This is a genomic window from Brachybacterium subflavum (assembly GCF_009299795.1).
Lineage (GTDB): Bacteria > Actinomycetota > Actinomycetes > Actinomycetales > Dermabacteraceae > Brachybacterium > Brachybacterium subflavum.
On record NZ_VIGP01000006.1, the window covers coordinates 281,585 to 307,627 of the forward strand.

General features: G+C 71.9%; 25 protein-coding genes. 14 read left to right on the forward strand and 11 right to left on the reverse strand.

What is annotated here, in order from left to right; genetic code table 11:
• Positions 1–38: 38 nt before the first annotated feature.
• The 8 genes from FHG10_RS15475 (at position 39) to FHG10_RS15510 (ending at position 7,997) form a co-directional block, all read left to right on the forward strand.
• Positions 39–1,010 (forward strand): carbohydrate ABC transporter permease, encoded by a 972-nt coding sequence (locus tag FHG10_RS15475; protein WP_152354240.1) that lies wholly within the window; start codon positions 39–41, stop codon positions 1,008–1,010.
• Positions 1,010–1,951 (forward strand): carbohydrate ABC transporter permease, encoded by a 942-nt coding sequence (locus FHG10_RS15480; RefSeq protein WP_152354241.1) that lies wholly within the window; start codon positions 1,010–1,012, stop codon positions 1,949–1,951. Before FHG10_RS15475 ends, FHG10_RS15480 begins: the two co-directional genes overlap by 1 nt.
• Positions 1,952–1,978: 27 nt before the next feature.
• Positions 1,979–3,397 carry an ABC transporter substrate-binding protein gene (locus FHG10_RS15485; RefSeq protein WP_152354242.1) on the forward strand — a complete coding sequence of 473 codons (1,419 nt, stop codon included), beginning with the start codon at positions 1,979–1,981 and terminating at the stop codon, positions 3,395–3,397.
• Positions 3,394–4,209: a glycerophosphodiester phosphodiesterase gene (locus FHG10_RS15490; RefSeq protein ID WP_152354243.1), complete on the forward strand. Its 816-nt coding sequence runs from the start codon at positions 3,394–3,396 to the stop codon at positions 4,207–4,209. Before FHG10_RS15485 ends, FHG10_RS15490 begins: the two co-directional genes overlap by 4 nt.
• Positions 4,206–5,177 (forward strand): sugar-binding transcriptional regulator, encoded by a 972-nt coding sequence (locus tag FHG10_RS15495; RefSeq protein ID WP_152354244.1) that lies wholly within the window; start codon positions 4,206–4,208, stop codon positions 5,175–5,177. Before FHG10_RS15490 ends, FHG10_RS15495 begins: the two co-directional genes overlap by 4 nt.
• A 201-nt stretch (positions 5,178–5,378) precedes the next feature.
• Complete coding sequence (locus tag FHG10_RS15500; protein WP_152354245.1) at positions 5,379–5,897, forward strand: hypothetical protein; 519 nt, start codon at positions 5,379–5,381, stop codon at positions 5,895–5,897.
• 130 nt (positions 5,898–6,027) lie between these two features.
• On the forward strand, positions 6,028–7,365 hold the full coding sequence (locus FHG10_RS15505) for a sensor histidine kinase (protein ID WP_152354246.1): 1,338 nt from the start codon (positions 6,028–6,030) through the stop codon (positions 7,363–7,365).
• Positions 7,362–7,997, forward strand: coding sequence for a response regulator transcription factor (locus FHG10_RS15510; RefSeq protein WP_152354247.1), 636 nt, complete (start codon positions 7,362–7,364; stop codon positions 7,995–7,997). Before FHG10_RS15505 ends, FHG10_RS15510 begins: the two co-directional genes overlap by 4 nt.
• A gap of 136 nt (positions 7,998–8,133) precedes the next feature.
• Here the strand turns inward: FHG10_RS15510 and nagZ are convergent, their stop codons facing one another.
• Genes nagZ through FHG10_RS15525 form a run of 3 tightly spaced genes read right to left on the reverse strand, consistent with a single transcriptional unit; the run spans position 8,134 to position 11,494 of the window.
• Positions 8,134–9,624: a beta-N-acetylhexosaminidase gene (gene nagZ / locus FHG10_RS15515; protein ID WP_152354248.1), complete on the reverse strand. Its 1,491-nt coding sequence runs from the start codon at positions 9,622–9,624 to the stop codon at positions 8,134–8,136.
• Entirely contained in the window at positions 9,621–10,739 is a 1,119-nt protein-coding gene (locus FHG10_RS15520) for a mandelate racemase/muconate lactonizing enzyme family protein (protein ID WP_152354249.1), read from the reverse strand. Before FHG10_RS15520 ends, nagZ begins: the two co-directional genes overlap by 4 nt.
• The gene (locus tag FHG10_RS15525; protein ID WP_152354250.1) at positions 10,736–11,494 is read right to left on the reverse strand and encodes a creatininase family protein; all 759 of its coding nucleotides are present in this window, start codon (positions 11,492–11,494) and stop codon (positions 10,736–10,738) included. The genes FHG10_RS15520 and FHG10_RS15525 overlap by 4 nt, the downstream gene beginning before the upstream one ends.
• A 119-nt stretch (positions 11,495–11,613) precedes the next feature.
• Here FHG10_RS15525 and FHG10_RS15530 point away from each other — a divergent pair, with 119 nt between their 5' ends.
• Positions 11,614–12,564: an ROK family protein gene (locus FHG10_RS15530; protein ID WP_152354251.1), complete on the forward strand. Its 951-nt coding sequence runs from the start codon at positions 11,614–11,616 to the stop codon at positions 12,562–12,564.
• A gap of 26 nt (positions 12,565–12,590) precedes the next feature.
• On the opposite strand, the gene FHG10_RS15535 is transcribed toward FHG10_RS15530, so the two are convergent.
• The 5 genes from FHG10_RS15535 to FHG10_RS15555 are packed head-to-tail and all read right to left on the reverse strand — an operon-like array spanning position 12,591 to position 17,719.
• Positions 12,591–13,535, reverse strand: coding sequence for an ABC transporter ATP-binding protein (locus tag FHG10_RS15535; RefSeq protein WP_152354252.1), 945 nt, complete (start codon positions 13,533–13,535; stop codon positions 12,591–12,593).
• Positions 13,532–14,338: an ATP-binding cassette domain-containing protein gene (locus FHG10_RS15540; RefSeq protein ID WP_152354253.1), complete on the reverse strand. Its 807-nt coding sequence runs from the start codon at positions 14,336–14,338 to the stop codon at positions 13,532–13,534. Before FHG10_RS15540 ends, FHG10_RS15535 begins: the two co-directional genes overlap by 4 nt.
• Entirely contained in the window at positions 14,335–15,243 is a 909-nt protein-coding gene (locus FHG10_RS15545; protein WP_152354254.1) for an ABC transporter permease, read from the reverse strand. Before FHG10_RS15545 ends, FHG10_RS15540 begins: the two co-directional genes overlap by 4 nt.
• A complete protein-coding gene (locus FHG10_RS15550) occupies positions 15,240–16,181 on the reverse strand; it encodes an ABC transporter permease (RefSeq protein ID WP_152354255.1) in 942 nt (313 codons plus the stop codon). Before FHG10_RS15550 ends, FHG10_RS15545 begins: the two co-directional genes overlap by 4 nt.
• A complete protein-coding gene (locus tag FHG10_RS15555) occupies positions 16,178–17,719 on the reverse strand; it encodes an ABC transporter substrate-binding protein (protein WP_152354256.1) in 1,542 nt (513 codons plus the stop codon). Before FHG10_RS15555 ends, FHG10_RS15550 begins: the two co-directional genes overlap by 4 nt.
• Positions 17,720–17,807: 88 nt before the next feature.
• Between FHG10_RS15555 and FHG10_RS15560 the strand changes: the two genes are divergently transcribed.
• From FHG10_RS15560 to FHG10_RS15570, 3 genes are read left to right on the forward strand one after another with little or no spacing between them, the layout of a single operon-like run.
• Positions 17,808–18,455: a helix-turn-helix domain-containing protein gene (locus FHG10_RS15560; protein WP_193636350.1), complete on the forward strand. Its 648-nt coding sequence runs from the start codon at positions 17,808–17,810 to the stop codon at positions 18,453–18,455.
• Positions 18,445–19,458, forward strand: a complete 1,014-nt coding sequence (locus FHG10_RS15565) for a serine hydrolase domain-containing protein (RefSeq protein ID WP_152354258.1) — start codon at positions 18,445–18,447, stop codon at positions 19,456–19,458. The genes FHG10_RS15560 and FHG10_RS15565 overlap by 11 nt, the downstream gene beginning before the upstream one ends.
• A 60-nt stretch (positions 19,459–19,518) precedes the next feature.
• On the forward strand, positions 19,519–20,115 hold the full coding sequence (locus tag FHG10_RS15570) for a TetR/AcrR family transcriptional regulator (RefSeq protein ID WP_227488308.1): 597 nt from the start codon (positions 19,519–19,521) through the stop codon (positions 20,113–20,115).
• 82 nt (positions 20,116–20,197) lie between these two features.
• Here FHG10_RS15570 and FHG10_RS15575 read toward each other — a convergent pair whose 3' ends face one another.
• The 3 genes from FHG10_RS15575 to FHG10_RS15585 all read right to left on the reverse strand — a co-directional run bounded on the left by FHG10_RS15575 (position 20,198) and on the right by FHG10_RS15585 (position 22,895).
• Positions 20,198–21,175 carry an alpha/beta hydrolase gene (locus FHG10_RS15575; RefSeq protein ID WP_227488309.1) on the reverse strand — a complete coding sequence of 326 codons (978 nt, stop codon included), beginning with the start codon at positions 21,173–21,175 and terminating at the stop codon, positions 20,198–20,200.
• 62 nt (positions 21,176–21,237) lie between these two features.
• On the reverse strand, positions 21,238–21,936 hold the full coding sequence (locus tag FHG10_RS15580; protein WP_152354260.1) for a type 1 glutamine amidotransferase domain-containing protein: 699 nt from the start codon (positions 21,934–21,936) through the stop codon (positions 21,238–21,240).
• Complete coding sequence (locus tag FHG10_RS15585) at positions 21,933–22,895, reverse strand: NAD-dependent epimerase/dehydratase family protein (protein ID WP_152354261.1); 963 nt, start codon at positions 22,893–22,895, stop codon at positions 21,933–21,935. Before FHG10_RS15585 ends, FHG10_RS15580 begins: the two co-directional genes overlap by 4 nt.
• Before the next feature lie 245 nt (positions 22,896–23,140).
• Here FHG10_RS15585 and uriH point away from each other — a divergent pair, with 245 nt between their 5' ends.
• Entirely contained in the window at positions 23,141–24,109 is a 969-nt protein-coding gene (uriH, locus tag FHG10_RS15590; protein WP_152354262.1) for a uridine-preferring nucleoside hydrolase UriH, read from the forward strand.
• Between the two features lie 141 nt (positions 24,110–24,250).
• Positions 24,251–26,008, forward strand: coding sequence for a CotH kinase family protein (locus tag FHG10_RS15595; protein ID WP_152354263.1), 1,758 nt, complete (start codon positions 24,251–24,253; stop codon positions 26,006–26,008).
• The last annotated feature ends 35 nt before the right edge of the window (positions 26,009–26,043 follow it).

Genomic DNA, 26,043 nt, shown 5'->3' on the forward strand with positions numbered 1-26,043 from the left:
ACGAACAATGGAGCTCCACGGAGAGGAACCGCTCTGAGATGAGCCTCGAAGCCCCTGCCCTCCCCGCCGATCGCGCCTCAGGATCGGCGGCCTCCGGGCTCGGTCCGCTCCCGCCTCAGCGGCTGGCCGCCCGCCGCCGGCGCAGACGCCGCGGCTACGCGCTGTTCGCCCTGTTCGCCTTCCCGAACCTCGCGCTGATCGCGGTCTTCGCCTACTGGCCGATCCTCGCGAACCTCTACCTCAGCCTCACCGACTGGGACTTCATCTCGCCCCAGCCGCTGTTCATCGGGCTGACGAACTACACGTCGATGCTCGCCTCGCCCTCGTTCCACAAGGTGCTGTGGGTCTCGGTGGTGTGGGTCGTGGTGGTCGTGGGGATCAGCCTTCTGCTCGGCGTGCTGCTGGCCGCACTGTTCTCCAAGAAGCTCCGCGGCACCCCGGTCGTCACCGGCGTGGTGTTCGCGCCGCACGTGGTCTCCGGTGCGGCGATCGCGGTGGTGTGGCTGTTCATCTTCGACCCCAACTACGGGCTCGCCCGGGTCGTCTTCGACCTCTTCGGCGCCCAGTCGCCCAGCTGGACCACCGATGCCCACTGGGCGCTTCCCGCCCTGCTGATCGTCTCGATCTGGAAGGGCGTCGGCTTCGTCTCGATCGTGTACCTGGCAGGGATCCAGGGGCTCCCCTCGGACGTGCTCGAGGCCGCGAAGCTCGACGGCGCGAGCGCGTTCCAGAGCTTCACGCGGGTGATCCTGCCGCTGCTCTCGCCCACGACGTTCTTCCTGGTCATCACCCAGACCATCGGTGCATTCCAGGCCTTCGACCTGATCGCGGTGATGACCAGCGGCGGGCCGGCCTCCTCGACCACCACCCTGAGCTGGTTCATCTACGAGCAGGCGTTCCTGCGCTCGAACGTCGGCCTCTCCGCGGCTGCGGGGACCGTCATGTTCGTGCTGCTGATGATCATCACGGCCTTCCAGTTCCGGTTCGTCGAGAGGAAGGTGCACTACTGATGACGACCTCCGTGTCCTCCCGGACCGCGTCCGGGGACCCCGACCCGTCCGCCGCGCAGGATCCGTCGGCGCCGGGCTCCGTCGGCCGGAAGGGGGCGCCGCGCCGGCGCCGCGGGTCCCTCCGGCGCAACTGGTGGGGCTACCTGCTGCTGATCGCCGTCGGCCTGGTCTTCCTGATCCCGCTGTACATGCTGCTGTCCACGTCCTTCAAGGCGAACAGCGACATCTACACCTGGCCCATGAAGTGGCTGCCCCGCAGCCTCACGTTCGACAACCTGCGCGAGGCGTGGCGCATCGCCCCCTTCGGGGCCTTCATCAAGAACTCGCTGATCGTGACGGTGGTCGGGGCGGTGCTGAAGGTGGTGCTCGCGATCTTCGCGGCCTACGCCTTCGCCTTCCTCCCGTTCCCCGGGAAGAAGTGGCTGTTCGTGGTGATGCTCGGCGCCCTCATGGTCCCCGGGCACGTGACCCTGCTGGTCAACTACCTGACCATGGGCGACCTGCACCTCATCAACACCTACGCGGGCCTGATCCTCCCCGGGGTGGCCTCGGCCTTCGGCACCTTCCTGCTGCGCCAGCACTTCATGTCGCTGCCGGACGAGGTGTTCGAAGCCGCAGAGGTCGACGGCTGCGGCCACCTGCGCCGGCTGCTCTCCTTCGTGCTGCCGATGTCCGTGCCCGCCGTCGCCACCGTCGCGCTGGTCGCCGTGATCGACGAGTGGAACAACTTCGTGTGGCCGCTGATCATCACGAACTCGGTGAACATGCGCACCCTGCCGATCGGCCTGATGTACCTGAAGTCGAACGACGGCGTGACCAACTGGGGCGTGCTCATGTCCGGCACCCTCATCGTCGTCCTGCCGATGCTCCTGGTGTTCCTGTGCGCGCAGCGCTACATCGTCACCGGCCTCACCGGTGCCGCCGCCGGCAGCGGGCGCTGAGCCGGAACCGATCGTCGAAGGAGAGACATGCCGATCCATCCTGCGGGCCGTGACCCTCGCACTGCCCCTGCCAGTGACCCTCGCCGCGGCCCCCGCCGACCCGCCCCGTCCCGTCGGACCCTGCTGGGCGCCGGCCTGCTGGGCGGGGCGATCCCGCTCCTCTCGGGCTGCTTCGGTCTCGGGGACACTGACGGCCTCGTGCTCGAGCAGCCGGCGGGCGACGTCCCCGAGAAGTACCGCGACCGCCGGCGCGTCGTCATCTGGAGCGCCTACACGGCGCACAACGCCGAGGTCATCCAGGCGAACCTCGATGCCTTCCACGAGGCGCAGGACGACATCTTCGCGGAGGTCCAGATCTTCGACAGCTACGACGGCGTCGAGTCGAAGCTCGCCGCGAGCATGCAGGCGCGCCAGGTCCCCGACATCGCCGTGTTCAGCGACGTGGTCTGGAACCGCTTCTACCTGGCCGAGGCGCTCGAGCCCCTGGGAGGCTACTTCGATGCGGACTTCGGCACCGACAGCTTCGACGAGCGCTTCCTGAAGGAGGGGACCGTCAAGGACGAGATCTGGTGGCTGCCCTTCGGCCGCTCGACCCCGCTGTTCTACTACAACCGCGAGATCTTCGAGGCCGCCGGCCTGCCCGATCGCGCCCCCGAGACCTTCAGCGAGTACCGCGACTGGGGGAAGGCGGTCGGCGAGATCGAGTACAAGGGCAAGAAGGTCCCGATGCGCGCCTACGTGGGCGGGGACGACTGGTACTTCCAGGGGTCCATCTGGGCCTTCGGCGGCGCCTACTCCGACGGGCTCGACATGCGCCTGACCACCGACGCCTCGATCGCCGCGCTGGAGTACGACCGCGCCTTCATCCATGACGACGGCTCCGGGTACCTGGCGGCCGACGCGACGGGGGACTTCTCCTCCGGCGCCTGCGCCACCGCGATGCAGTCCACCGGATCCCTCTCCGGCATCAAGGAGGCGGCGACCTTCGACTTCGGGTGCGGATTCCTCCCCCGGGAGAAGGACGCGGGGGTGCCGACGGGCGGCGGAGGACTGTCGATCCTGCGCTACGCCTCGGCCGAGCGGAAGCAGGCCGCCTGGGAGGTCATCAAGTTCCTCAGCACCGGGCAGCGCACGATCGACTGGACCCTGGGCAGCGGGTACGTGCCCTGCACGAAGGATGCGATCGAGTCCGACGAGGTCGCGAAGCTCGCCGCGCAGGATCCTCGGTACAAGGTCGCCCTCGACCAGCTGGAGATCTCCCGCGAGCCCGACATCGTGCGCCGCTACGTGCCCGAGACCCTGGTCGAGGCGAAGAACGCCATCCAGTCGGTCTACTCGGCCGGCGAGAGCGCCGAGAAGGTGCTGACGCGGATGGAGAAGGAGCTCGAGCCCGCGATCGACCGGGTTCGGGAGAAGTTCGAACGGAGAGTAGGGACGGATACATGACCGGCATGCTGATCGTGGGCCATCGCGGCGCGATGGCCCACGCCCCCGAGAACAGCCTGGAGTCCTATGCGCTCGCGGAGGAGGCAGGGGTCGACGAGATCGAGCTCGACGTGCGCCTGAGCGCGGACGAGCAGCTGTTCCTGCTGCACGACGCGACGCTCGACCGCACGGCCGGGGCCGACTCCGCGCGGGGACTCGGACCCGCCGCCGAGCTCACCCTGGCGCAGCTGCAGGCGGCGGTGCTCGATTCCGGGCGCGGGGTCGTCTCCCTCGCGGAGATGTACGACGCCACGAGCACCGGCATCCAGCTCGAGATCAAGGCGCCGGAGACCGTGCCCCACCTCGCCCGGTACTTCGCCGAGCATCGGGCCGACGCCGAGCGGACCGTGCTCATGAGCTTCCAGGAGGATGCCCTGCACGAGGCGGCGCGGCTGATGCCGCAGGTGCGGCGCGGGGTGATCCGCAAGGACCTCGCGACGGCCGACGCCTTCCCCGACGGCTGGCAGGGCCTGGTTGAGCACACGCGCGCCCAGCGGCTCGCCGTCGGCCTCGAGGGACTCACCGAGGAGGCCGCCGCGCAGATCCGCCACCAGGGGCTCGAGCTGCACGTGTGGCCGATGCGCTCGCTGCAGAACATGCGCGACGCGGTGCGGCTGCAGGCCGACGGCACCACCTCGGACGATCCCGCACTGGCGATGCAGTGGCTGCGCGAGGTGCAGGACGAGCAGGCGTCGGCGGACGGCCCGGTGACGGCGGACCGGGATCAGACGGCAGGCGGGCAGGAGCCGGCGACACGCGCACCGGGCGCGTGAGCGGCTCCCCGCCGGAGCGCCCGGCCGCGTCGGCCTCCACGATGCCGCTGGACCAGCAGATCCTGCACGTGTACGTCGCCCTGCAGAACCTCGCGCAGGGACGGACGGTCAACGAGATCGCCGAGGAGATCGGAAAATCCCGCTTCGTGACCGCCCGCATGGTCCGGCGCGCACGGGACCTGGGCCCGGTCGAGGTCCGCGCGGCGGTCGCCGACCCGATCGACGTCGCCCTCTCCGCGCGGCTCGCCCAGCGCTACGGCCTCCGGTCCGCGCTGGTCGTCGCCACGCACTCGGATCGTGATCCCGAGGCGAGGGAGGCGATCGCCGCGGTCGCGGCGCGCTTCATCCGCGAGACGGTCCAGGAGGACGACGTGCTGGGGTTCGCCCCCGGGCGCACGCTCGTGCACGCCTCGCAGCAGGTGGAGGAGCTCCCCAGCGCCGACGTGGTCCAGCTGACGGGCGTCGGCTGGCCGCGGCTCGGGGACGGCGTCGAGGTGATCTCCAACATCGGCCGTGCGACCGGCGGGGCGACCTCCCCGCTGTACGTCCCGATCCTCATCGAGCCCGAGGAGGTCGCGATCCTCCGGCACCCGATGATCCAGCAGGTGCAGCGGCGCTTCGCCCATGTGCAGAAGGCGTTCCTGACCATCGGCGGCTGGCCCGACTCCTCCCTGCTGGCGAGGATCCTCGAGGAGAAGGGGGAGCGGGCGCGGTTCGAGGAGCGCGGGGTCGTCGCCGAGATCGGCACCAGCCTGCTCGACATCGACGGAGCCAGCGTGGACGGCCTCGGGGAGCGGTTCACCGGCATCCCCGAGGACCAACTGCGACAGGTGCCGCTGCGCGTCGCCATCGGCGGGGGAGAGGGCAAGCACCGCGCGGTGCTCGCGACCCTCCGATCAGGGCTCGCCCATGTCGTGATCACCGACGTGCGCGCCGCGGAGCTCGCCCTGGAGGCCGCGGACGGGTGAGCGCGCGCCGGTTGCCCCGGCCCTCCGGCCCCGGACTCTCCCGGCCCCTCGCCGGTCGCTCCGCGGGGCGCGCTCCGCGGGTCGCTCCACCGGCATCTCCACCCTGTTCTCCACCCGCGGGCGGTTCGCCCGGGACGCGTCGTGGCGAAGGATCGAGTCATCGGCCCGCAGAGGCCGGCCACCCGATCCTCGGAGGAGATCATGAACGCCACCGCCATCCCCTGGAACGCCCTGCTCGAGGGCCTGATCGTGCTCGCCGCGCTGGGCCTCATCCTGTACCGGCAGCTGCAGTGGCGAGAGGTCGCCAGGATGCAGCGCTTGGGCACGATCCTCAGCGTGGTCGGCGCGCTGCTGGTGCTCCAGCAGCTGCGGCAGGCCCCGATCGACGCCGTCACCCTCGGATACCTCGTGCTCACGGCCGTCTTCGCCGTCGGCGCAGGCCTCGTCATGGGCCTGGTCAGCACCGTGCGACCCAGCGCCGACGGCTCGCTCGAGATGCGCGGCGGCTGGTGGGGCCTCGCCCTCTGGATCGCCTACATCGCGGTGCGCGTGGTGATGTCCCTCGCCGTGGTCGCCCTCACCGGGGCGCAGAACTCCCGGACCACGGGCATGATCCTGCTGTCGGTCGGGCTCGCCCGGCTGATCAGCGCGGCCGTGGCGACGCACCGCCCCCGCAGCGCCGAGAACCTCACCATCGTGCACGCGGCGACCAGGTCATAGGATCGCGCGGGTGATCTCGACACCGCGAGGACCCCGGCCGACGAGCGCTGCTGCGCCGTCGGCCGGTCCTGCGCGGTCCGTCGGCCCTGTTCCGCCGGGCCGGGAGCGCCGTGTCGATGGGCTGACGTTGGTGCTCGCCCTCGCGCTCGCCGTCTTCTTCATGCTGACCGCGTGGGACGTGCAGACCCCGGCGCTGCGTGCGGCGGCCTTCGGCGTGGTCGTGCTGTGGGCGGCGGAGATGGTGCTGGGCTCCCTCACCGACCAGTACCGACATGCAGGGCCGCGCGCGATCCGCGTCGGCACCGTCGCCCTCTCCGTCTCGCAGATCGCGGCGTGCGCGCTCACCTTCACGACCGGCAGCGCGCTGATGCCCGTCGCGATCGCCGGCATCGTGCGCCTGGTGCGCAGGCCCGAGCGGCGCACGGACGTGATGGCCGTCGTCCTCGCAGCCGATGCGCTCGCCCTCGTCGGCTCGGCGCTCGCCACCGGGGCCAAGGTCGAGCTGCTGATCATCTTCCTGCTGGTGTGCGGGGGAGCGGCGCTGATCGGCCGCTTCCGCGCCCAGCGCGTCCGCTCGGCGGACAGCGAGCGCGCCCTCCTCCAGGAGCAGCTCGCCGTCCAGCGCGAGCGCGCGGAGAACGCGGCCCTCGTGGAGCGGGCGCGCATCGCCCGCGACCTGCACGACGTCCTCGCGCACTCCCTCGGCGCCCTCACCCTCCAGCTCGACGCCGCCGTGGCGCTCGCCGAGGCCGGCCGCTTCGACGAGCTCGAGGCGCGGCTGCGCAGGGCGCGCGGGCTCGCCGCCGACGGCCTCGCCGAGTCCCGTGACGCGGTCTCGGCCCTCCGCGAGACGCCGCGCGAGGTGATCGCCGGGATCGAGGACGCCGCGGCCGCGCACCGCGACAGCGGCGGCGAGGTGCACCTGGGCGGGCTGCTCTCGCCGGAGCCCGCCGGTGCCGGAACAGCCGTCGGCGCGGGAACTCCGGTCGGCGCGGGAACGCCGGTCGGCACGGGAACGCCGGTCGGGGCCGGGACAGCGAGAGGCGTCGGGACCGCGGTGGCCTCGGAGCGTCGAGCGGGCCTCGATGCCCTGCGCTCCCTCGAACCGTCCCGCGCCGATGCGCTCGTGCGGGCTGCGCAGGAGATGCTCACCAACGCGCGGCGTCACGCCCCCGGTCGGTCGGCCGCCCTCGATCTCTCGACCGAGGGCGACGAAGCGGTGCTGCGCTGCAGGGTGCAGGCAGCAGACGGAGACGTCGGCGACGGAGCGGGCTCGGCCGACCTGATCGGCCGGGGGCCGCGGCCGGGCAGCCCGGGCGGCGGCTATGGGCTGGTGGGCATGCGCGAGCGCTGCGAGGCCGTGGGCGGTGCGGCGAGCGCCCGTCTGCGGGCCGGCGGCGTCTTCGAGACCGTTGCGAGCGTCCCGCTCGCCGCGGTGGTGCCCGACGACGAGGAGAAAAGTCCATGAGCATCAGCATCCTGGTGGCCGACGACCAGGCCCTCGTGCGCGACGGCATCGTCACCGTCCTCTCGCTCGCGGACGGCATCAAGGTTCTCGCCGAGGCGGAGGACGGCGAGCGTGCGGTCGCGCTCGCCGAGGAGCTCGCGCCCGACGTGGTCCTCATGGACCTGCGCATGCCCGGGATGGGCGGCGCGGAGGCGACCGCCGCGCTCGCACGCAGCGCCCCCGGCGTGAGCGTCCTGGTCCTCACCACCTTCGCGGACGACGCGAGCATCGACGCAGCGCTGCGCGCCGGCGCTGCCGGCTATCTCACCAAGGACGCCGGCCGCGAGGAGATGGTCGCGGCGATCCGTGCCGCCGCGGAAGGCGGCACCCCGCTGGACGCCCGGATCGCGGGCCGTGTGGTCGCCGGGCTGCCCGAAGCGCAGCCGACGAGCGTGCGCGAGCGGTTCCCCGACCTCACCGTCCGCGAGGCCGAGGTGCTCGAGCTGATGGCCGACGGAGCCACGAACCCCGAGATCGCCGAACGACTGTTCCTCGGCGTCTCGACCGTGAAGTCCCACATCAACGCGATCTTCGCGAAGCTCGGGGTGAGCGAGAGGCGGGAGGCCGTGGCAGTGGTGCACGGCGGCAGGTGAGCACGCACGATCTGCATCGCCCGCTCCGGCGCCCGGCAGCGGATCCCTCGACTGCTGCAAGGCCCGAGGCCCCTTCCACCAGCGGCGACGACCGCGCGCGGCCGGCTGCGGACGGGCGACCGGGTGCCGGTGGCGATCACGCAGGGTGCGCGTCGGTGGGACCCGTTGCGCTGGCGATGGCTTCGGCCGCTGCGACCAGGTTCGCGGAGCCGCGCCCGAAGCTGCACAGCCGTGTCCCCGGGTCGGGGAGACCGGTGGAGACGAGCGTCAGATCGGGCCTCCGACGGCGGATCTCCTCGGCGAGGGGCTGCTGCCAGGGGTTCACGAGGGGGTCTTGGACGGCGAGAACGAGGCTGCGGCCCGCGGCGAGCTCGAGAGCGCTCCCGATGTCCAGATCCTCGCTCGTGGTGCTGAGGCCGTCGGCGCCGTCGCATCGCTCGCGCACCAGGGTCGCGAGGTCCCAGCCGTCCCACTCGAGCGCCGGCTTCGGACGACGGTAGAGGTCGATGACCACGGGCCGGGTGAGAGCCGGCAGCGCGTCGGTCGCGTCCACTGCTCGGCGCGCAGCATCCGCTCCTGCGTCCTTCCATCTCGCATCGGCCGGCGGGCCAGTGGTCTCATCGCGGCGCTCCCGCACCTGCCGTGCCGCCCGGTGCATCCCCCGGATGCGGGCCGACGACGCCTCGAGCCTGCGGACATCCAGTTCGCCGTCCGCGACGGCCAGCTCGAGCCGATCGAGCACCTGCTCGTGGAGACCGGGATCGGGTTCTGCGATGCACAGCTGATCCACGCCCGCGGCGAGGGCCAGTGCCGCGCCGTCGACCACCCCGACCCGCTTCGCGATCGCCGCCATCTCCAGGGCGTCGCTGATGATCACTCCCGTGAAGCCGAGCTCGGTGCGGGCGATGTCGGTGACCAGGCGCCGGCTGAGCGTGGTCGGCGTGTCATCGAGGGCGGGGAACCGGACGTGGCTGGTCATGATCTGGGCGACGCCCGCGTCGACCGCGGCGCGGAACGGCGCGAGATCCACCCGCTCGATCTGCGCCCAGTCCCGCCGGTCGACGGCGTCGCCGAGGTGGGAGTCGACCGCGGTCGCGCCGTGGCCCGGGAAGTGCTTCGCGCAGGCCGCGACGCCGAGGGACTGGGTCCCTTCGATCCAGGCGACGGCGTGGCGGGAGACCAGCGCCGGGTCCTCCCCGAAGGACCGCGTGCGGATGATCGGGTTGTCCGGATCGCTCTGGACGTCGACCACCGGCGAGTAGCTGGCGTCGATGCCGAGTCCCGCCAGGTGCGCGGCGAGCTCCTGGGCGCATGCCCGCGTGACGTGCACGTCGTCCACGACCGCGAGCGCCGCGGCTCCCGGGGACTCCGGGCAGTCGGCACGGGTGAGGTGGCTGATGCGCCCTCCCTCCTGGTCCACGCCGACCACGAGATCGCCGTGGTGCTCGCGCAGCGTGGCCAGGGTGCGGCGGAGCTGCGCCGCCGTGCGCACGTTGCGACTGTGGAGGATGACGCCGCCCAGCCCCTGGTCGAGCAGCCGCTCGAGCTCGGGAGTGGGTTCGGGGGAATCCCATCCGATGACGAGCAGAGAGGCGAGGAGCGCGCGGAGGGAAGGATCGCGGGTCATCCGGTGAAGTCTCCCTCGCGCTCGTTGAGCCGCGCATAGTGCGCGAGCTTGTCCTCGTCGACGTCCACTCCCAGACCGGGACCGTCGGGCACGCGCAGGCACCCGCCCTCGAAGGGCAGTGGGTCGATGATGTCGTCATCGTGCAGGTAGTACATCGAGTCGATCGCGCCCGAGAGAACCGGGGTGCTCGCGGCAATCGCGAGGTGGGCGGCTGTCGCGATGCCCATCTCCCCGCCGCTGTGCAGGTTCATGCCCAGGCCGAACGCCTCGCAGTGGGCGGCGAGATGCTTGGTGATCGCCATGCCGCCCCACTTGAAGACGTCCCCGTGGATCACCTGCACCGCATCCAGCCGCACGGCGGGGGCGAGATCCTCCCACCGCACCACGCACATGTTCGTGCACAGCGGGATCCGCACGGCGCGCGCCACCTGCGCCATCTGCTCGAGCCCCTGGCACGGGTCCTCGAGGTACTCGAGCCCGAGCGGCTCCAGCGCGTGACCGGCGCGGACGGACTCGGGGACGCTCCAGGCGGCGTTCGGATCCACGCGCAGCTCCACGTCGGGGAGCCGCTCGCGCAGGGCTTCCATGATCGCGACGTCGGCCCGGGCGTCGGTGCTGCCCTTGAGCTTGACGGCCGTGAAGCTGTTCTCCGCGACGATCTTCTCGGTCGCGTCCGCCAGCGAGCCGGGATAGTCGCGGGCGTCGCCGTCGGACCGGGTGATCAGGGCCGTGAGCGGGACCTGCTCGCGGACCCGGCCGCCGAGCAGGTCCACCACACCCATCCCGGCGGCCTTGCCGATGGCGTCCCAGCAGGCGACGTCGATCGCGGCCAGGGCCGCGTAGCCGAGGTACCCGTGGAAGAACGGCAGCATGCGGTGGCGCGCGTGGAAGGCCTCGAGCTCGCGCGGGTCGGTGCCGATCACGTCGTCGGCCAGCTGGCGGACGAGGCGCGCGACGGGCGCGCCCCACATGGTCTCGCCCCATCCGACGACCCCGTCGTCGGTGCGCAGGCGCACGATGGTGCGGGTCTCGCCGCGCTTGGTCTCGAACGACGAGGTGAATCCCTGCTTCATCGGGAGGTTCACGACGTGGACCTCGAGGTCGACGATCTTCATCGGGCTGCTCCTTCGGGGGTGGAGGGGGTCGGGGCATCGGAGGGGAGGTCCAGGTCCAGGAGGGCGTCCACGCACTCGGTGAGCCGTGCTGCGGCCTCCGCGAGGGCAGCCGCACCCTCGGCGGCGTCCGCGAGGCCGGGGTCGTCCGTGATGCCTCCCGAGCGCGGCCACTCGCCGTGCCTCTCGACGTGGAGGCCGCGGACCATGCGGCGATCGAAGAGCGGAAGCTCCCGGGGACCGTCCGTGGGCGGGCGGACGAGCGAGGGATGCGCGGTCTCCATGAGGGAGGTCTCGAAGGAGCCCGCGTGGCCCGGTGCCCCGGGGCGGGGCTCGAGCAGCTCCCAGTAGCTGCAGCAGGCCGCGAGGATCTCGTGCTCCAGAGCTGCGATCTTGACCGCCTGGCTCATCATCTCGGTGTTCCCGCCGTGCCCGTTGACCACGAGGATCCGCCGGAACCCGGCGGCCACCAGGGAGTCGAGGAGAGCCCCGAGGACGTCCAGGAGGGTCCTCGGAGGGAGGCTCAGCGCCACCGCGAACTGGTGGTGGCCGCTGAAGCCGTAGGGGAGGGGCGGGCACAGCGCCGTGTCCGCCCGATCGGCCAGCGCCCTCTCGACGACCTCCTCGACCAGGAGGGAGTCGGTGCCCAGGGGGAGGTGGTCCCCGTGCTGCTCGAGGGAGCCGATGGGGAGCACCGCGACGCCGTGCGCAGCGAGATCTGCGACCTGCTTCCTCGTCATCTCGGCCAGATGCGGCATGGGATCTCCTTCTGTGGGGTGGTGGCCGCGCTCGCGGACGTGCGTCTGTGGGCTCGGGGCGTGCGTCCGCGGGCTCGCGGGCATGCATCGGGTGCTGCCGGCCTCGCTACTGTGGCGGGATGACCGCTCGCGTGCTGCCCTTCGAACCCCCTGCATCGCGCGAGGGTGCGTTCCTGGCTCTCGAGCTGCTTCCCGGGCGCGTGCAGGGCGCTCTCATCGATGCGACGGGCAGGTTCCGCACTCGCCGGGAGCTCGCCTTCGACCCATCGGCCGGGCGGGAGCAGATCCTCGCGCACGTGGACCGGGTGGCGCTGGGGCTCGCCCGCGGCAGCGCGCTGAGCGGCTGCGTCATCTCGGCCGGGGGAGTCCTCGACACCGCGGGCGGGCGGATGCTGCAGGTCGTGGACATGCCGTCCCTCGAAGGATGCGAGATCGGCTCGCGGCTGCGGGAGCTCGTCGGAGCGCCCACCCTGCTCGAGCACCGCGCGCGCCTCCAGGTGCACGGCGATCACTACTTCGGCGCCGGTCAGGGGGAGGAGACCTTCGCCTCCGTCGCCACCGGCTCCACCCTGGGCGTCGGCATCCTCTACCGAGGAACGATCCTCGCGCCCGACGGCGGACGCAGCGGGGCGCACATGACCGTCGCCCGCGGGCAGCTGACCTGCAGCTGCGGGAAGCAGGGCTGCTGGCGCACCATCGCCACGACGGCCTGGCTCGAGGCGTGCGGCGAGGAGCTGGGCATCCCGGCGACCGGTCTCGCCGACTGGGAGCAGTGCGCGGCGGAGGACCCGCGCGCGGCTGCGGTCGTCGGCGAGTACGCGGACAACATCGCGGTGGGCCTCGCCAACATCCAGCAGCTGTGCACGCCGGGCCTGTTCGTGCTCCACGGCGAGGCGGCGCAGGCGTCCGAGGGATTCCGCGCCCGCATCCTCGCGACGCTGCGCGATCTCTCCCGCACAGGCGGGGAGACGCAGCCCCGCCTGCGGACGAACGTGACCCCGGAGGACGATGCGACCCTGCTGGGCGGCGTCGCGTACCTGCTGCACCGCGGGATCGTGCCCGCGCCCTGACCGGGGCAGATCGGTGCGCGCGCACGTCATGCTGAGCCCCCGTCTCCGTCCCCGTCCCCGTCCCCGTCCGCGGGCCCGGGCACGGGCGCTGCTGCGCGGCGGGCATCGTCCGTCGGACCCGACGCCGCGCCCGAGCGGGTGAGCAGCTTCGGGTTCGCCCGACGCGGGTCCGGGTGTGCGACCGAGTCCAGGAGCCGCCGGGTGACCTCGGACGAGGGCGCGGCGAGCACCTCACGACAGGGGCCGACCTCCTCCAGGCGTCCTGCCGCCATCACGGCGATCCGATCGGCGATCCCCGAGACCACCGCCAGATCATGGGTGACGAAGAGCAGGGCCACGCCGGTGCGCTCCTGCAGCTCGGCCAGCAGGTCCAGGATCTTCGCCTGCACGGAGACGTCGAGGGCGCTCGTCGGCTCGTCCAGCACCAGCAGGCGCGGCTCGAGAGCGAGGGCGCGGGCGATCGCGATCCGCTGCCGCTGGCCGCCGGAGCACTCGTGCGGGTACCTCTCGCCGATCGCCGGTTCGAGGTCCACGCTCTCCAGGAGCTCGCCGACCCGGCGTCGGATCCCCGCCGTCCCCAGCGAGGTGCGCCGATGCGTGTGCAGCGGCTCGGCGATCACGTCACGGATGCGCATGCGCGGGTTCATGCTCGCGTACGGGTCCTGGAACACCATCTGCACCAGCAGCGCGCGCTCGGCGGATGCCTGCCGGCGATGGCGGGTCAGGTCCCTGCCGTCGGTGAGGATGCGTCCGGCGTCGGGATCGGTGAGGCCCACGACGATGCGGGACAGCGTGGTCTTGCCCGAGCCGGACTCCCCGACCAGGGCGAGCGTCTCGCCCGGGAGGATGTCGAGGTCCAGGTCCTGCAGCACGGTGTTCTTCCGGCGCCGCTGCCGGTAGGTCTTCGAGATGCCGCGCATGCTCACGACGGGGGCGTCCTCGGGCGCGCGGGCGGTGCTCTGCCGGTTCATGCGGACGCTCCTGTCTGCAGGCGGGGAGTGGCCTCGAGCAGTGAGCGCGTGTAGTCGTCGCGGGGCTGCTCGAAGACCTGCAGGGCGTCGCCCTGCTCGACCAGCCGTCCCTCGTGCATCACCGCGACCTGGTCGGCGAGGGAGGCGACGACGCCCAGGTCGTGCGTGATCAGCAGGATCCCCATCCCGGTCTCCTCCTGGACGGTGCGGAACAGCGACAGGATCTCCGCCTGGGTGGTGACGTCCAGCGCGGTCGTGGGCTCATCGGCGATGAGCAGTCGCGGCCGGCTCATCAGCGCCATCGCGAGCATCGCGCGCTGCCGCAGGCCCCCGGAGAGCTGATGGGGGAACTGCCGTGCGCGCAGCTCCGGGTCCGGCACCCGTGCCTGCTCGAGGGCCTCGAGCGCGCGATGCCGACGCTGCGAGCGGGATCCCGTGCGGTGGATCGCCATGACCTCCATGAGCTGGCTGCCGATCGTGCGCATCGGGTTCAGCGTGGTCATCGGGTCCTGGAAGACCATCGAGATGTCGCGCCCGCGCACCGCGCGCAGCTGCTGGGGCGTCAGACGCAGCAGGTCGCGGTCGTCGAGCAGGATGCGCCCGCGCGGGTAGACGGCGGGCGGCTCCGGGTTCAGCCGCAGCACCGACAGCGCGGTGCTGGACTTCCCCGAGCCCGATTCTCCGACGAGCGCGAGTGTGCGGCCCTCGTGGACGGTGAGGTCGATGCCCCGGACCGCGGCGACGTGCTCGCGGCGGGAGGCGAAGGAGATGTGGAGGTCCTCGATCGTGAGCAGTGCGTTCATGAGGTGTACGTCCTCGGATCCCACCGGTCGCGCACGGCGTCCCCGGCGACGTTGATCGACAGCACGGTCAGCAGCAGGGCGGAGCCGGGCAGGACGGCGAGCCACCAGGCGGTGCCCATGTAGAGCTGGCCGTCCGAGAGCATCGAGCCCCATGTCGCGATGCTGGAGGGGACGCCGAGGCCCAGGAAGCTCAGGGCGGCCTCGGCGAGGATGACCGTTCCCACCTGCAGCGTCAGGATCGTCATCAGGGGTCCGGTGACATTGGGCAGCATGTGGCGCGCCATGATCCTGTGCCCCGGCACGCCCATCACCTTCGCGGCCTCGACGAACTCGCGGGTGCGCAGCGAGATCACCTCGGAGCGCAGCACCCGGGCGTAGGAGACCCAGCCGGTGATGCCGAGCACCATGATCACGTTCCACAGGCCGGGGCCCACGAAGCCGATCACCGCGAGCGCGAGCAGCAGCGTGGGGAAGGCGAGCTGGACGTCCGTGAGGCGCATGAGCACCCGGTCCGTCCATCCGCCCGTGTAGCCGGCGACGATGCCGATCACGGATCCGATCACACCGGACAGGAGCGCCGCGGTGATGCCGACGAGGACGGACACGCGGCTGCCGACGACGAGCCGGGCGAGGACATCCCGCCCGAGCTGGTCGGTGCCCAGCAGGTGGCCCGCCGTTCCGGGCGGGGCCAGGCGCTGCAGCAGGTTCTGCTCATCGGGGTCGCCCACCAGGAGCGGGCCGATGAGCGCGAGGAGGACGACGAGGGCGAGGAACCCGGTGGACAGCACCAGGGTGATGTCCGCGCGCCTGCGCCGGGCGGCGCCTCCCGCGCCGGACGCGGGCCCGGCGGGCCCTTCGGGGTCCGCGGGGTCCGGAGCGGTCAGGGGGATCTGCGTGGAGCTCATGCGTCACTCCGGACTCGGGGGTCGATGATGGCGTAGGACAGGTCGACCAGCAGGTTCACGAGGATGAAGGTCGCGGCGAACAGCACGACGGTGCCCTGGACGAGGGGGAAGTCCCGGGCGCTGATGGCGTCGATCGTGAGCCGGCCGATGCCGGGCCAGTTGAAGATCTGCTCGGTGAGGATCGCCCCGCCCAGCAGGGAGCCGAGCTCGAGGCCGAGCACGGTGATGACCGGCATGGAGGCGTTGCGCAGGGCGTGGCCCATGAGCACTCGGGACTCGCCCGCGCCCTTGGCGCGCGCGGTCCGCACATGGTCCTGGCCCAGCACTTCGATCAGCGAGGAGCGCAGGAGCCGCGAGACCACGGCGACCGAGAAGATCGCGAGCGTGGTGGCGGGGAGGATGAGATGCGCGGGCGTCCCGTAGCCGGCGGCGGGCAGCACCCGCAGCGTGACGCCGAAGAGCAGGACCAGCAGGATGCCGACCCAGAACGCGGGGGTGGACTGTCCCACCAGCACCCCGCCCATGACGACGCGATCCAGCGCGGTGCCGCGGCGCATGGCGCTGATGCTGCCCGCGAGGAAGGAGACCACGACGGTGATCAGCAGAGCGGCGGCGGCGAGCAGCGCGGTCGCGGGGATCCGCTCGAGGATCAGCGAGGTGACGGGCTCCTTGTAGACGAGCGAGGTGCCGAGGTCGAGGTGGAGGATCCCGCCCAGGAAGTCCAGGTACTGCAGGGGGAGCGGACGGTCGAGCCCGAGGGTCTGCTTCATCTGGGCGACCTGATCGGCGCTCGCGTCGTCGGGCAGGAGCAGCGCCACGGGATCCCCCGAGGCGCGGGAGAGCACGAAGACCACGGTCACGGCCGCCCAGAGCACCAGCAGTGAGGAGATCAGGCGCGTCGCGGCGGCGCGCAGCAGTCGGCTGCGTCCCGGGGTCATCGGGCGGTCTCCATCGCGAGCGTCCCGTTCACGTTCGGCGTCCACTCGACGCGCGTGTTCGAGGCGAAGTTCTGGTCCGCCTGGTACAGGAACAGGAAGGGCGCTTCGTCGTGCAGCCACTCCTGCATGCGGTGGAACGTCTTCAGGCGCGTGTCCGGATCGATGGTCTGCTCGAGCGCGTCGATCATCTCGTCGGCCTCCGACGATCGGATCCTGCTGCGCTTGCGATCCGAGCGGATGTAGGACTGCATGGTGGCCTCTCCGTCGAGCGTCCAGCCGGTGCTTCCGGTGAGATACATGGATCCGAGCGACGAGGGGTCGTCCGAGGCGAGCCGCTCGGCGAAGGTGCCGGGCTCGAGGATCTCGAGCTCGAGGGTCACGCCGACGTCCTCGAGCATCCCGGCGAGGGCCTGGGAGATGAGCTGGTCCTTGTTCGAGGCGGTGAAGGACAGCGTCAGTCCGTCGGCGTGGCCGGCCTCCGCGAGCAGTCTGCGCGCCTCGTCGGGGTCCCGCTCCGGGGGCTTCACATCGGGGTCGTAGCCGAACGCCTCGCGGGGCACGATCGTGGCGGCCTCGCGCCCGGAGTCGTTGAGCACGGCGCTGATCAGCAGCGGCACGTCCACGGCATGGTTCAGGGCGCGCCGCACGCGGGCGTCCTTCAGGACCTCGTGCTCGGTGTCGAGCACCACGAAGTACATGCGGATGCCCGGGTGCGTGATGAGGGAGACGTCCTTGTAGCCCTCGAGCTGCAGTGCCGCCTCGGGGTCGAGGGCGGAGACCAGGTCGACGGCGTCGCTCTGGATGCCCGCGAGGGCCGACGCCGGGTTCGGCATCGCGGTGAAGTGCACTTCGTCGAAGGCGGGCCTGCCGTTCCAATGGTCGTCGTACGCGGCCAGGCGCAGCAGCTGGGCCTTGCGCCAGGAGACGAAGCGGAACGGGCCCGTGCCGATCGGGTGCGCGGCGAAGCCCTCCGCGCCGACGTCGGCGAAGTGGGCGGCGGGCAGCATGACGCCGCCGAAGAGCGAGACCTTCTCGGGGATGACCGGGTCGGGCTCGGCCATCACGATGTCGACGGTGTGGTCGTCGATGATCTCGACGTGGTCCACGGAGCGCAGCTCGACGATCGTGGATCCGGTGTCCGGGTCGATCAGCCGCTCGATCGAGAACTTCACGCTGCGGGCATCGAAGGGCTCGCCGTTGTGGAAGGTGACGTCCGTGCGCAGGCGGAAGCGCCAGTGGAGCTCGTCCGTGGCCTCCCAGTGGGTGGCCAGGCGGGGGACGAGCTCGTTCTGCGTATCGCGCATGGTGAGCGTGTCGAAGATGTTGATCAGCACGTTCATCCCGTCCAGGCCGCTCTCCAGGTGCGGGTCCAGCCCCGTGGGCTCGCTGGGCTGGGCGATCCTCAGGGCCCGGGCCCCGTCCGGATCCGCGGCGGAGCCGCAGCCGGCCGTGAGGCCGACGGCGCCCAGCAGCGAACCGGCCGCCCCGAGGCGCAGCGCCGTGCGCCGGGTGGGCATGGGTGGTGCGGTCGGGCTCATGGCTCGCAGATCCCTCCTCGATGAGGAATGCCATTCAATGGAACGGGTGTGCCACTCAGTGGCACGAATGTCGATTACCATAGTTGCCATGGGTGAAGAGGTCAACGAGGCGGCGCGGTCCGTCGCGGACAAGGTGACGGCGCTCCTGCGTGCGGTGGGGAGCAGCGGCGAGCCGCTGAGCCTCGCTGCGCTGACCGCCGCGAGCGGCACGAGCAAGTCGACGTGCCGGCGGCTGCTCCTGGACCTGAGCGTCCAGGGGTACGTGCGCTCGCCACAGCGCGGCATGTACACGACGGGGCCGCGGCTGCAGGGCCTCGCGGCCTCCGTCGTGCGCGGGGACCGGATGGGCGGCGTGATCCGGGAATCGCTCGGCGCCCTCGCCCGCGCCACCGGTCACGTGGCTCTGCGCGTCGGCGTGCTCGACGAGCGGGCGGTGGTCCTGGACCTCGAGAACACCCAGAGCATCCCGCTCGACGTCCAGGTGGGTGAGGAGCTCCCGGCACATCCGGTCTGGGGCGATGACGGCGATCGCCGCGATCCGGGCGAGCCGGTCGACGAGTACCCGTCCCGGTCCCTGTGGACGCTCAGCGCTCCCATCGACGACGACGGCCGGGAACGGCTCGCGCTCGTGGGCCTCGCCTTCATGCGCCCGCAGAGCGCGAGCGCCGCCGACCTCCTGGCCTCGCACGCGAGGACGCTGCGGGACATCGGGACCCGGGCTCGCGATGCCGGCTGACACCGCCGCCGAGCTGACGGTCCTTCTCGAGACCGCTCGCGCTGCGGGGCAGTTCAGCGCCGCCTCGTGGGCGGTTGGATCCTCGTCCGGGACGCTCGGCAGCGGCGTGCTCGGCACGCCGAGCGAGGACGACGCGACCCCGATCGGCCCGCGCACCCGGTTCGACCTCGCCTCGGTGACCAAACCGATCGTGGGGCTCACCCTGCTGCGGCTGGCGGACCGCGGACTCGTCGCACTGGACGCGAGGGTGGGCGACGTGCTCGCGGACTGGCCGGACGGGCCCATGGCGCGCGCCGACCTCCGCTCGCTGCTCACGCACACCTCAGGAGCCCCGGGGCCCACCCCGCTGTTCCGCGAGCACGAGGACCGGGACTCCCTGCTGCATGCCCTCGCGCGATTGGAGTTCACGACTCCCGGCCGGTGGTGCTACTCCTCGATGGGCTTCATCGCCCTGGGCCTGGTGGCCGAGGAGGCGGGCGGCGCGGGGCTCGAGGCCCTGGTGCATCGCGAGATCACGGGTCCGCTGGAGATGGACGACACCCGCTACGGCCCCGTCGATCCCGGCGGCGCCGTCGCCACGGAGCGCTGCCCCTGGCGCGACCGGCTCGTGCGCGGCACCGTGCACGACGAGAACGCGGAGGTGCTGGGCGGGGTCGCCGGTCATGCGGGCCTGTTCGGCACGGCCGAGGACCTCGGCCAGCTCGGCGCCGCGCTGCTGCGGGGGAGCCTGCTCGAGCCCGACCTGCAGGACGCGATGACCGGCCGGAGCGGCGGCCGTCCACTCGGCTGGTGGCCGCGCGAGCGCTGCGGCTTCCTCGACGGCACCTTCGGCGGGAGCGCCTACGGGCACACCGGCTTCACGGGCACCAGCCTCGTCATCGACCCGGATCGGGACCGCTGGTTCTGCCTGCTCACCAATCGCGTGCATCCGACGCGCGACCCCCGGGGCTTCGAGCACGTGCGCGCAGGCTTCCACGCGGCGGCCTCGCGCGGGACCTGGTGAGCCGATCGGACCCCCGCCCCGGCCCGGTGAGGGGCATGCGCACCTTGGTACCCTCCAGCCGTGAATGAAGGATCGGCCGCGCAGCATCGGCCCAGGTACCACCATGGGGATCTGCCGGCGACTCTCGTGCGCACCGCGATCGCGATGCTCGACGCCGACGGCGACACGCACCTCTCGCTGCGCGCCGTCGCGCGCGAGGCGGGCGTCTCCAGCGCCGCCCCGTACCGTCATTTCCCCGACCGGCGCGCCCTGCTCGATGCGGTCTCCGCCGTCGGCTTCGAGGATCTGATGGCGGCGCTCGGCGCCGAGCATCCCGAGCCCGCCGACGCCTCGCAGCTGGCCGACGTCGGCGTCGCCTACGTGCGCTTCGCGCTCGGCCGCCCGGGCCTGTTCCGCGTCATGTTCCTGGGGGAGGGCGGCCGCACCGAGCCCGCGCGGCGTCGGATCACCGAGCAGATCCACGCGCATCTCGATGCGGTGGTCCAGCGGGTCTTCGCCGTCGAGGAACCGACCCCGGTGACCACCGGGCTGTGGGCCCTGGTCCACGGCATGGCCTGCCTGTACCTGTACGGAAACCTGGTCCCCGCGACCGGCGACGAGATCGACGAGCGGGTGCGCACGACGGTCGCCGCGACCGTCGGCGTCCGGACCCGCTGAACGGCCGACGGGGCGTGCCGGCGCGGTCTGCCGACAGGCCCCGTCGGCTGCACAGCCCCGCCCCGCTCACGGGGCGGCGTCCTCAGTCCTGTGCGAGCGCGTCCCGCAGGAAGTCGATCGCGAGGCCGCGGGCCACACTCGCGGCTCGGGTGTCGCGCAGGCTGTCCAGGAGCAGGAAGTCGTGGACCATGCCGGCCACGCGCACCGAGGTGACGTCGACCCCGGCCTCGCGCAGACGGTTCGCGTACATCTCGCCCTCGTCGCGCAGCACGTCGGCCTCATCGGTGATGACGAGGCTGCGGGGGAGCTTCGCGAGGTCTTCGCTCGGTGCCTGCAGGGGCGAGGCGAACTTCTCCGCGCGCTGGGCGGGGTCGGTCGTGTACTGGTCCCAGAACCACTGCATGCCCTCGCGGGTCAGGTAGTAGCCCTCGGCGAACTGCAGGTACGACGGGGTATCGAAATCGGCGTCCGTCACCGGGTAGAGCAGGCACTGGGCCTTCAGGCCGATGCCGCCGCGCTCGGCGTTCATCAGCGCGAAGACGGTGGACATGCATCCGCCCACGGACTCACCGGTCACGGCGATCCGTGAGGTGTCCATGCCGTGCTCCGCGCCGTGCGCGAGGACCCACCGACCCACCGCGTAGTTCTGCTCGACCTGCGTGGGGTACCTCGCCTCCGGTGCCCGGTCGTAGACGGGGAAGACGCCCACGGCGTGCGCACCCACGACGAGCTCGCGGAACAGGCGGTCGTGGGTGTGCTCATCGCCGAACACCCAGCCCGCGCCGTGGATGTAGACCAGCACGGGCAGATCGCCCGTGACTCCCGCGGGACGGACGATCCGGGTGCGGACCGTGCCCCACTGGCCGGCGTCGACCTCGACCCATTCCTCCTCGACGTCGGGTCGCTCGACGCCCTCACCGCTCTGCAGGTCGGCGAGGATCGCGCGCCCCTGCTCCGGCGGGACCTCGTAGATGCGCGGGTGGGGATCGGTGTCGGCGCTCAGCTGCGCCGCCTCGGGCTCGAGGACGGGAGTGATCGGCTCGGGAAGGTTCGACATCATGTCTCCTCTGGGTTGTACGAGGTGTGCGTTGTCGGTCGTCGGTGGCCGCTCGACGCGCTGTCTCAGCGGTCGAGCATCTCGATGCAGCGCTCGGCCAGGCGCTGCGAGCTCTGCGGGTTCTGGCCGGTCAGCAGGCTGCGGTCCTCCACCACGTGGGGACGGAGCGGCAGGCCGGACGAGAAGTCGGCCCCCTTCTCCTTCAGGCGGGTCTCCAGCCACCACGTCGCCTTCCATGCGAAGGGGTTCAGCCGCTCCTCCGCGTTGGAGAGCGCGGTGAGGCGACGTCCCGCGAACGGCCACGAGCCGTCTTCGCCCTCCGCGGTGAGCATCGCGGCGGGGGCATGGCAGAGCAGCGCGAGCGGGCGGTTCTGCGCGAGACGGCGGGTGAGGATCCGGCCGTCGGCCGCATCGTGGGCGAGATCCTCCATCGGCCCGTGGCCGCCGGAGTAGAACAGCAGGTCGAAGGCGTCGGGGTCGACCTCGTAGAGGTCCTCGGGCGACTGCAGCACGGGGCGGAGATCCTGGATCTTCCGGGCGATCCTCCGCGTGGTCCAGGGCATCCCGCCGGAGATGCCCAGGCTGAGCCGGTCGATCGTCGGGACCTTCGCGTCGGGGGTGGCGACGGTGACGTCGAAGCCCCGGTCCCGGAAGGCCTCGTAGGGGACGGCGAACTCCTCGGCCCATACGCCGGAGGGGTGCTCGGTGCCGTCGCGCAGGGTCCAGTGGTCGGCGCCGGAGAGCACCATGAGGACGGAGGTCATCGGGAGGTCCCTTCGCTGGTGGAGGAGCTGCGGGAGGCGGCGTCCGCGAGGGCCTGCACCCCTTCGGCGTAGGTGGTGACGCGGAACGCGGGGAAGGCCCGGCGGAACTCGTCGGACAGGAAGATGTTGTTCACGGCGTAGCGGGGGAGCAGCTCCCAGATCTCCCGCACCGGCTTCGAGACGAGGCCCGCGAGGCGGAACTGCCACGCCGGCATCACGGAGTAGTCGATGTCGCGGCCCCAGGCCCTCGCGCTGAGGTCGGCGATGAGGGTGCGGTAGGTCATCGGCGAGGGGTCGACGGGCAGGTGCCAGGTCCGTCCGAAGGCCGAGGGCGTGTTCCCGATCAGGGCCATGCCGCGGCTCGCGTCGGGCGTCCAGATCAGGGTGCGCAGGGTGTCATCGGTCAGGGGTGCGCGCGGCTTCTCGCCGCCGGTGATGCGGTCGAAGACCAGGGAGGTCGTGAACGACTGGGTCCTGCCGGGGCCGTAGAACTCGGGGGCGCGGCAGATGACGCCCTCGATCCTCTCCTGGTCGATGGCCTCGAGCAGCATCTCGGCGATCCTCGCGCGGACCACTGCCTTGCGGCCGACGGGCCGGAACGGGGTCTGCTCGCTCTGCGGGGTCGAGGTCTTGGGATACATGTACGTGTTGTCGAAGAACACGAGCTTCGTGCCGTGGGCGGCGCAGGCGTCGATGACGTTGCGCATCATCACCGGCAGCTGCTCGGCCCACAGCTTCCCGTCCGGCGGCAGACCGGCCGTGAAATAGGCGATCTCGCTGCCGGCGACCGCGCGGCTCGTCTGCTCCGCGTCCAGGAGGTCCGCGGCGAGGGTCGTGTCGGTCTCGTGGAGCGGGGTCGGATGTCTGCTGACCAGGCGCAGGTCCGTCGTGAACTCGTCATGGAGGGCGCGGGCGAGCTCCGTGCCGATCTGTCCGCTCGCCCCGAGGATCGTCTGCACCGGGCGGCTCCTTCCGGTCGTGGTCCGTCCTCGCAGGGCCGTCCGCCGCGGTCGGCGGGCACGGCGCGAGGTCGATGGCGCCCAGTGTAAGCAGTGTTGACATTTGGCGTCGAGGGGGCGGCTCACGCGGGGCGATCCCCGCCTGAGATGACCGGCGTGCGCCGGAGGCCGGAGAATGGGGCGGGCCCGATGCGGCCGACGGGATGACGTCGGCCGAGGGCATCGTCGACGGAGCGGAGCGAAGCATGACCCACCGGACCGACCACCGGACCGACCACCCCCGCAGGATCATCCTGGACTGCGACCCCGGGCACGACGACGCCGTCGCGATCATGCTCGCGCTCGGCTCCCCGGCGATCGAGCTGCGGGGCATCACGACCGTCGGCGGGAACCAGACGGTCGAGAAGATCACCCGCAACGCCCAGAGCGTGCTCGAGATGTGCCGCCGGCAGGACGTGCCCGTGCACCGGGGGAGCGCCCGTCCGCTGCTGCGCGACGTGCAGGTCGCAGGCGACATCCACGGCGAGAGCGGCCTGGACGGGGTCGAGCTGCCCGCGCCCACGGTGCCCGTGGCGGGCCAGCGTGCCGTCGAGTTCATCGTCGAGACCGTGATGGCGGCAGAGCCCGGGGAGATCACCCTCGTCGGCACCGGACCGCTCACCAATCTCGCGCTCGCCGCGCGGCTCGAGCCCGCGATCATCGAGCGCGTGCGCGAGGTCGTGATCATGGGCGGCGGGTACCACGAGGGCAACGTGACGCCCGTGGCCGAGTTCAACATCTGGGCCGATCCGGAGGCGGCCGCGATCGTCGTCGACGCCGGCTGGGAGCTCACCATGGTGGGCCTGGACCTGACCCACCAGGCCCTCGCCACCGCCCAGGTCGAGCAGCAGATCAGAGACCTCGGCACGGAGCTCGCCGAGTTCTTCCTGGGGCTGATGGCGTTCTTCCGCCGCGCCTACCAGGAGAACCAGGGCTTCGACGACCCGCCCGTGCACGACCCCTGCACGATCGCCTACCTCATCGACCCCTCCGTGGTGCGCACGCGCCGGGCGCCGCTGCGCGTCGAGACCCGCGGGGACCTCACCCGCGGCATGACGGTCGCGGACCTGCGGCCCGGCACCGACCGCGAGGGCTGCCGCACACAGGTCGCGACCGCGCTGGATGCACCGGGGTTCTGGCGGCTCGTCGTCGACGCCGTCCGCGCCCTGGGGTGAGGTGGTGAGCGCCCGCCCGTCGGCCGGATCTCGGAGCGCACGCTCGCGCGAGGGTCGGCCGCGGGGTCCAGCCCTGGAGGCACAGGCGATGCACAGCCCGGCCATGCGGGAGGGCTAAGGGGCGTCCGTAGCGTCCCGGGCATGTCTTCACACCGCACCAGCACCTCGACCACGACCCCCGCCTCGTCCCTCAAGACGTCCCTCGGCTCGCCCACCCGGCGGGGCCTGCTCGCCGCCGGAGGGGTCGGCGGCATCGCGCTCCTGGCCGCGGGCTGCAAGGGGTCGACCTCCTCGTCGGACGCGGCGACGCTCGACGGCGAGACCGTCAGCGGCGTGGTCGACGGCGACTTCTGGGACCAGAAGAGCATCCACACCCTGTCCGTCGTCTTCGACGAGGACGACTACGACGAGATGATCGACGCCTACGTCTCCAGCCAGGACAAGAACTGGATCGAGGCCGACGTCGAGATCGACGGCAAGGTCTTCAAGAAGGCCGGCATGAAGCTCAAGGGCAACTCCAGCCTGCGCAGTCTCGCCGGCGGACAGGGCGGAGGGCCCGGCGGTGCCGCCGCATCCGACGGGGGCGGCGACGCCGCCGCATCCGACAGGGGCGGCGACGCCGCGGCGTCCGACGGCGGGGGCGACACTGCGTCGGACGGAGGCACCGCCTCGGACGGCGGCGGGGACGCTGCCGCCTCCGGCACCTCCGCTGCTGCCTCGGACGGCGGCGGGGCATCGGATGCGGGCGGTGCCTCGGATGCGGGCGGCGGCGCGGGCGGAGGGTTCCCCGGCGGCGTGAATGACGAGGGCGACGGCGCCGTCTCCGAGGACGACCCCACGGGCCTGCCCTGGATGATCCGCCTGGACAAGTACACCGACGATCAGAGCTTCAGCGGCCGCAGCCGCTTCGTGGTGCGCGGGAACAACACGGAGACCTCGATGAACGAGGCGGTCGCGCTCGACGTGCTCGCGCTCGCCGAGGTCCCCGCCGAGCAGTACGCCTATACCCGGTTCAGCGTGAACGGGGCCGACGCGCAGCTGCGCCTCGTGCTCGACGTCCCGGACGACGACCAGTGGAACGACGACGCCTTCGACGGCACCGGCGCGACCCTCAAGGCCGACTCCGAGGGCGACTACTCCTACCGCGGGGACACGGCCGACGACTACGCGGACGCCTTCGACGCGAAGTTCGTGGCCGACGGCCTCGAGGAGGACGACGTCTTCGCGGCTCTCGGCAGCTTCCTGAAGTTCGTCAACGACTCCGAGGACGATGACTTCGCCTCCGGCCTGGACGACAGGTTCGACGTGGATGGCTTCGCGACCTACCTCGCCGTGCAGGAGCTCGTCCAGAACACCGACGACATCGCCGGCCCGGGCAACAATTCCTACCTCCACTACGACCCCTCGGCGAAGAAGTGGTCCGTGGTCGCCTGGGACCAGAACCTCTCCTTCGGCGGCATGGGGATGGGCGGCGGAGGCGGCGCCCCCGGCGGCGGCGCGCAGGCGAGCGACGGCGGCGGGGACGACGCGGCGAGCGATAGTGCGGCGAGCGACGGCGGGGGCGACGCCCCGACCGGCGGCCAGATGCCCGGCGGTGGCCAGATGCCCGACGGGGGCGAGATGCCCGACGGAGGCGGCCAGGGTGGCGGCGACGGCGGCGCAGGCGGCGGAGGCATGGGCGGGAACATCCTCGCCGAGCGCTTCATGGACGACGACACGCTCTCGGCCCTCTACGACTCGGCGCTCGCCTCGGTGCGCAAGGCGGTCTTTACCTCCGGGAAGGCGACCGAGCGGGTGAAGACGCTGTCGGCCCTGCTGAAGAGCGACGCGAGCGACCTGGTCAGCAGCGACGACATCACGTCGGACGCGAAGACGATCACCGACGTGATCGACGGCTGAGAGGTCGCTACGCTCGAGGCTCCACCCACGGAAGG

What these genes read in the sequence shown, in the direction of transcription:
- FHG10_RS15560 (WP_193636350.1), top strand. Translation starts at nt 17,808, where the DNA reads ATGGGTGAAGAGGTCAACGAGGCGGCGCGGTCCGTCGCGGACAAGGTG.
- FHG10_RS15540 (WP_152354253.1), bottom strand. Translation starts at nt 14,338, where the DNA reads ATGAACGCACTGCTCACGATCGAGGACCTCCACATCTCCTTCGCCTCC.
- FHG10_RS15490 (WP_152354243.1), top strand. Translation starts at nt 3,394, where the DNA reads ATGACCGGCATGCTGATCGTGGGCCATCGCGGCGCGATGGCCCACGCC.
- FHG10_RS15535 (WP_152354252.1), bottom strand. Translation starts at nt 13,535, where the DNA reads ATGAACCGGCAGAGCACCGCCCGCGCGCCCGAGGACGCCCCCGTCGTG.
- FHG10_RS15520 (WP_152354249.1), bottom strand. Translation starts at nt 10,739, where the DNA reads ATGAAGATCGTCGACCTCGAGGTCCACGTCGTGAACCTCCCGATGAAG.
- FHG10_RS15575 (WP_227488309.1), bottom strand. Translation starts at nt 21,175, where the DNA reads ATGATGTCGAACCTTCCCGAGCCGATCACTCCCGTCCTCGAGCCCGAG.
- FHG10_RS15550 (WP_152354255.1), bottom strand. Translation starts at nt 16,181, where the DNA reads ATGACCCCGGGACGCAGCCGACTGCTGCGCGCCGCCGCGACGCGCCTG.
- FHG10_RS15555 (WP_152354256.1), bottom strand. Translation starts at nt 17,719, where the DNA reads ATGAGCCCGACCGCACCACCCATGCCCACCCGGCGCACGGCGCTGCGC.
- FHG10_RS15475 (WP_152354240.1), top strand. Translation starts at nt 39, where the DNA reads ATGAGCCTCGAAGCCCCTGCCCTCCCCGCCGATCGCGCCTCAGGATCG.
- FHG10_RS15595 (WP_152354263.1), top strand. Translation starts at nt 24,251, where the DNA reads ATGTCTTCACACCGCACCAGCACCTCGACCACGACCCCCGCCTCGTCC.
- FHG10_RS15580 (WP_152354260.1), bottom strand. Translation starts at nt 21,936, where the DNA reads ATGACCTCCGTCCTCATGGTGCTCTCCGGCGCCGACCACTGGACCCTG.
- FHG10_RS15545 (WP_152354254.1), bottom strand. Translation starts at nt 15,243, where the DNA reads ATGAGCTCCACGCAGATCCCCCTGACCGCTCCGGACCCCGCGGACCCC.
- FHG10_RS15510 (WP_152354247.1), top strand. Translation starts at nt 7,362, where the DNA reads ATGAGCATCAGCATCCTGGTGGCCGACGACCAGGCCCTCGTGCGCGAC.
- FHG10_RS15500 (WP_152354245.1), top strand. Translation starts at nt 5,379, where the DNA reads ATGAACGCCACCGCCATCCCCTGGAACGCCCTGCTCGAGGGCCTGATC.
- nagZ (WP_152354248.1), bottom strand. Translation starts at nt 9,624, where the DNA reads ATGACCCGCGATCCTTCCCTCCGCGCGCTCCTCGCCTCTCTGCTCGTC.
- FHG10_RS15480 (WP_152354241.1), top strand. Translation starts at nt 1,010, where the DNA reads ATGACGACCTCCGTGTCCTCCCGGACCGCGTCCGGGGACCCCGACCCG.
- FHG10_RS15525 (WP_152354250.1), bottom strand. Translation starts at nt 11,494, where the DNA reads ATGCCGCATCTGGCCGAGATGACGAGGAAGCAGGTCGCAGATCTCGCT.
- FHG10_RS15565 (WP_152354258.1), top strand. Translation starts at nt 18,445, where the DNA reads ATGCCGGCTGACACCGCCGCCGAGCTGACGGTCCTTCTCGAGACCGCT.
- FHG10_RS15485 (WP_152354242.1), top strand. Translation starts at nt 1,979, where the DNA reads ATGCCGATCCATCCTGCGGGCCGTGACCCTCGCACTGCCCCTGCCAGT.
- FHG10_RS15530 (WP_152354251.1), top strand. Translation starts at nt 11,614, where the DNA reads ATGACCGCTCGCGTGCTGCCCTTCGAACCCCCTGCATCGCGCGAGGGT.
- uriH (WP_152354262.1), top strand. Translation starts at nt 23,141, where the DNA reads ATGACCCACCGGACCGACCACCGGACCGACCACCCCCGCAGGATCATC.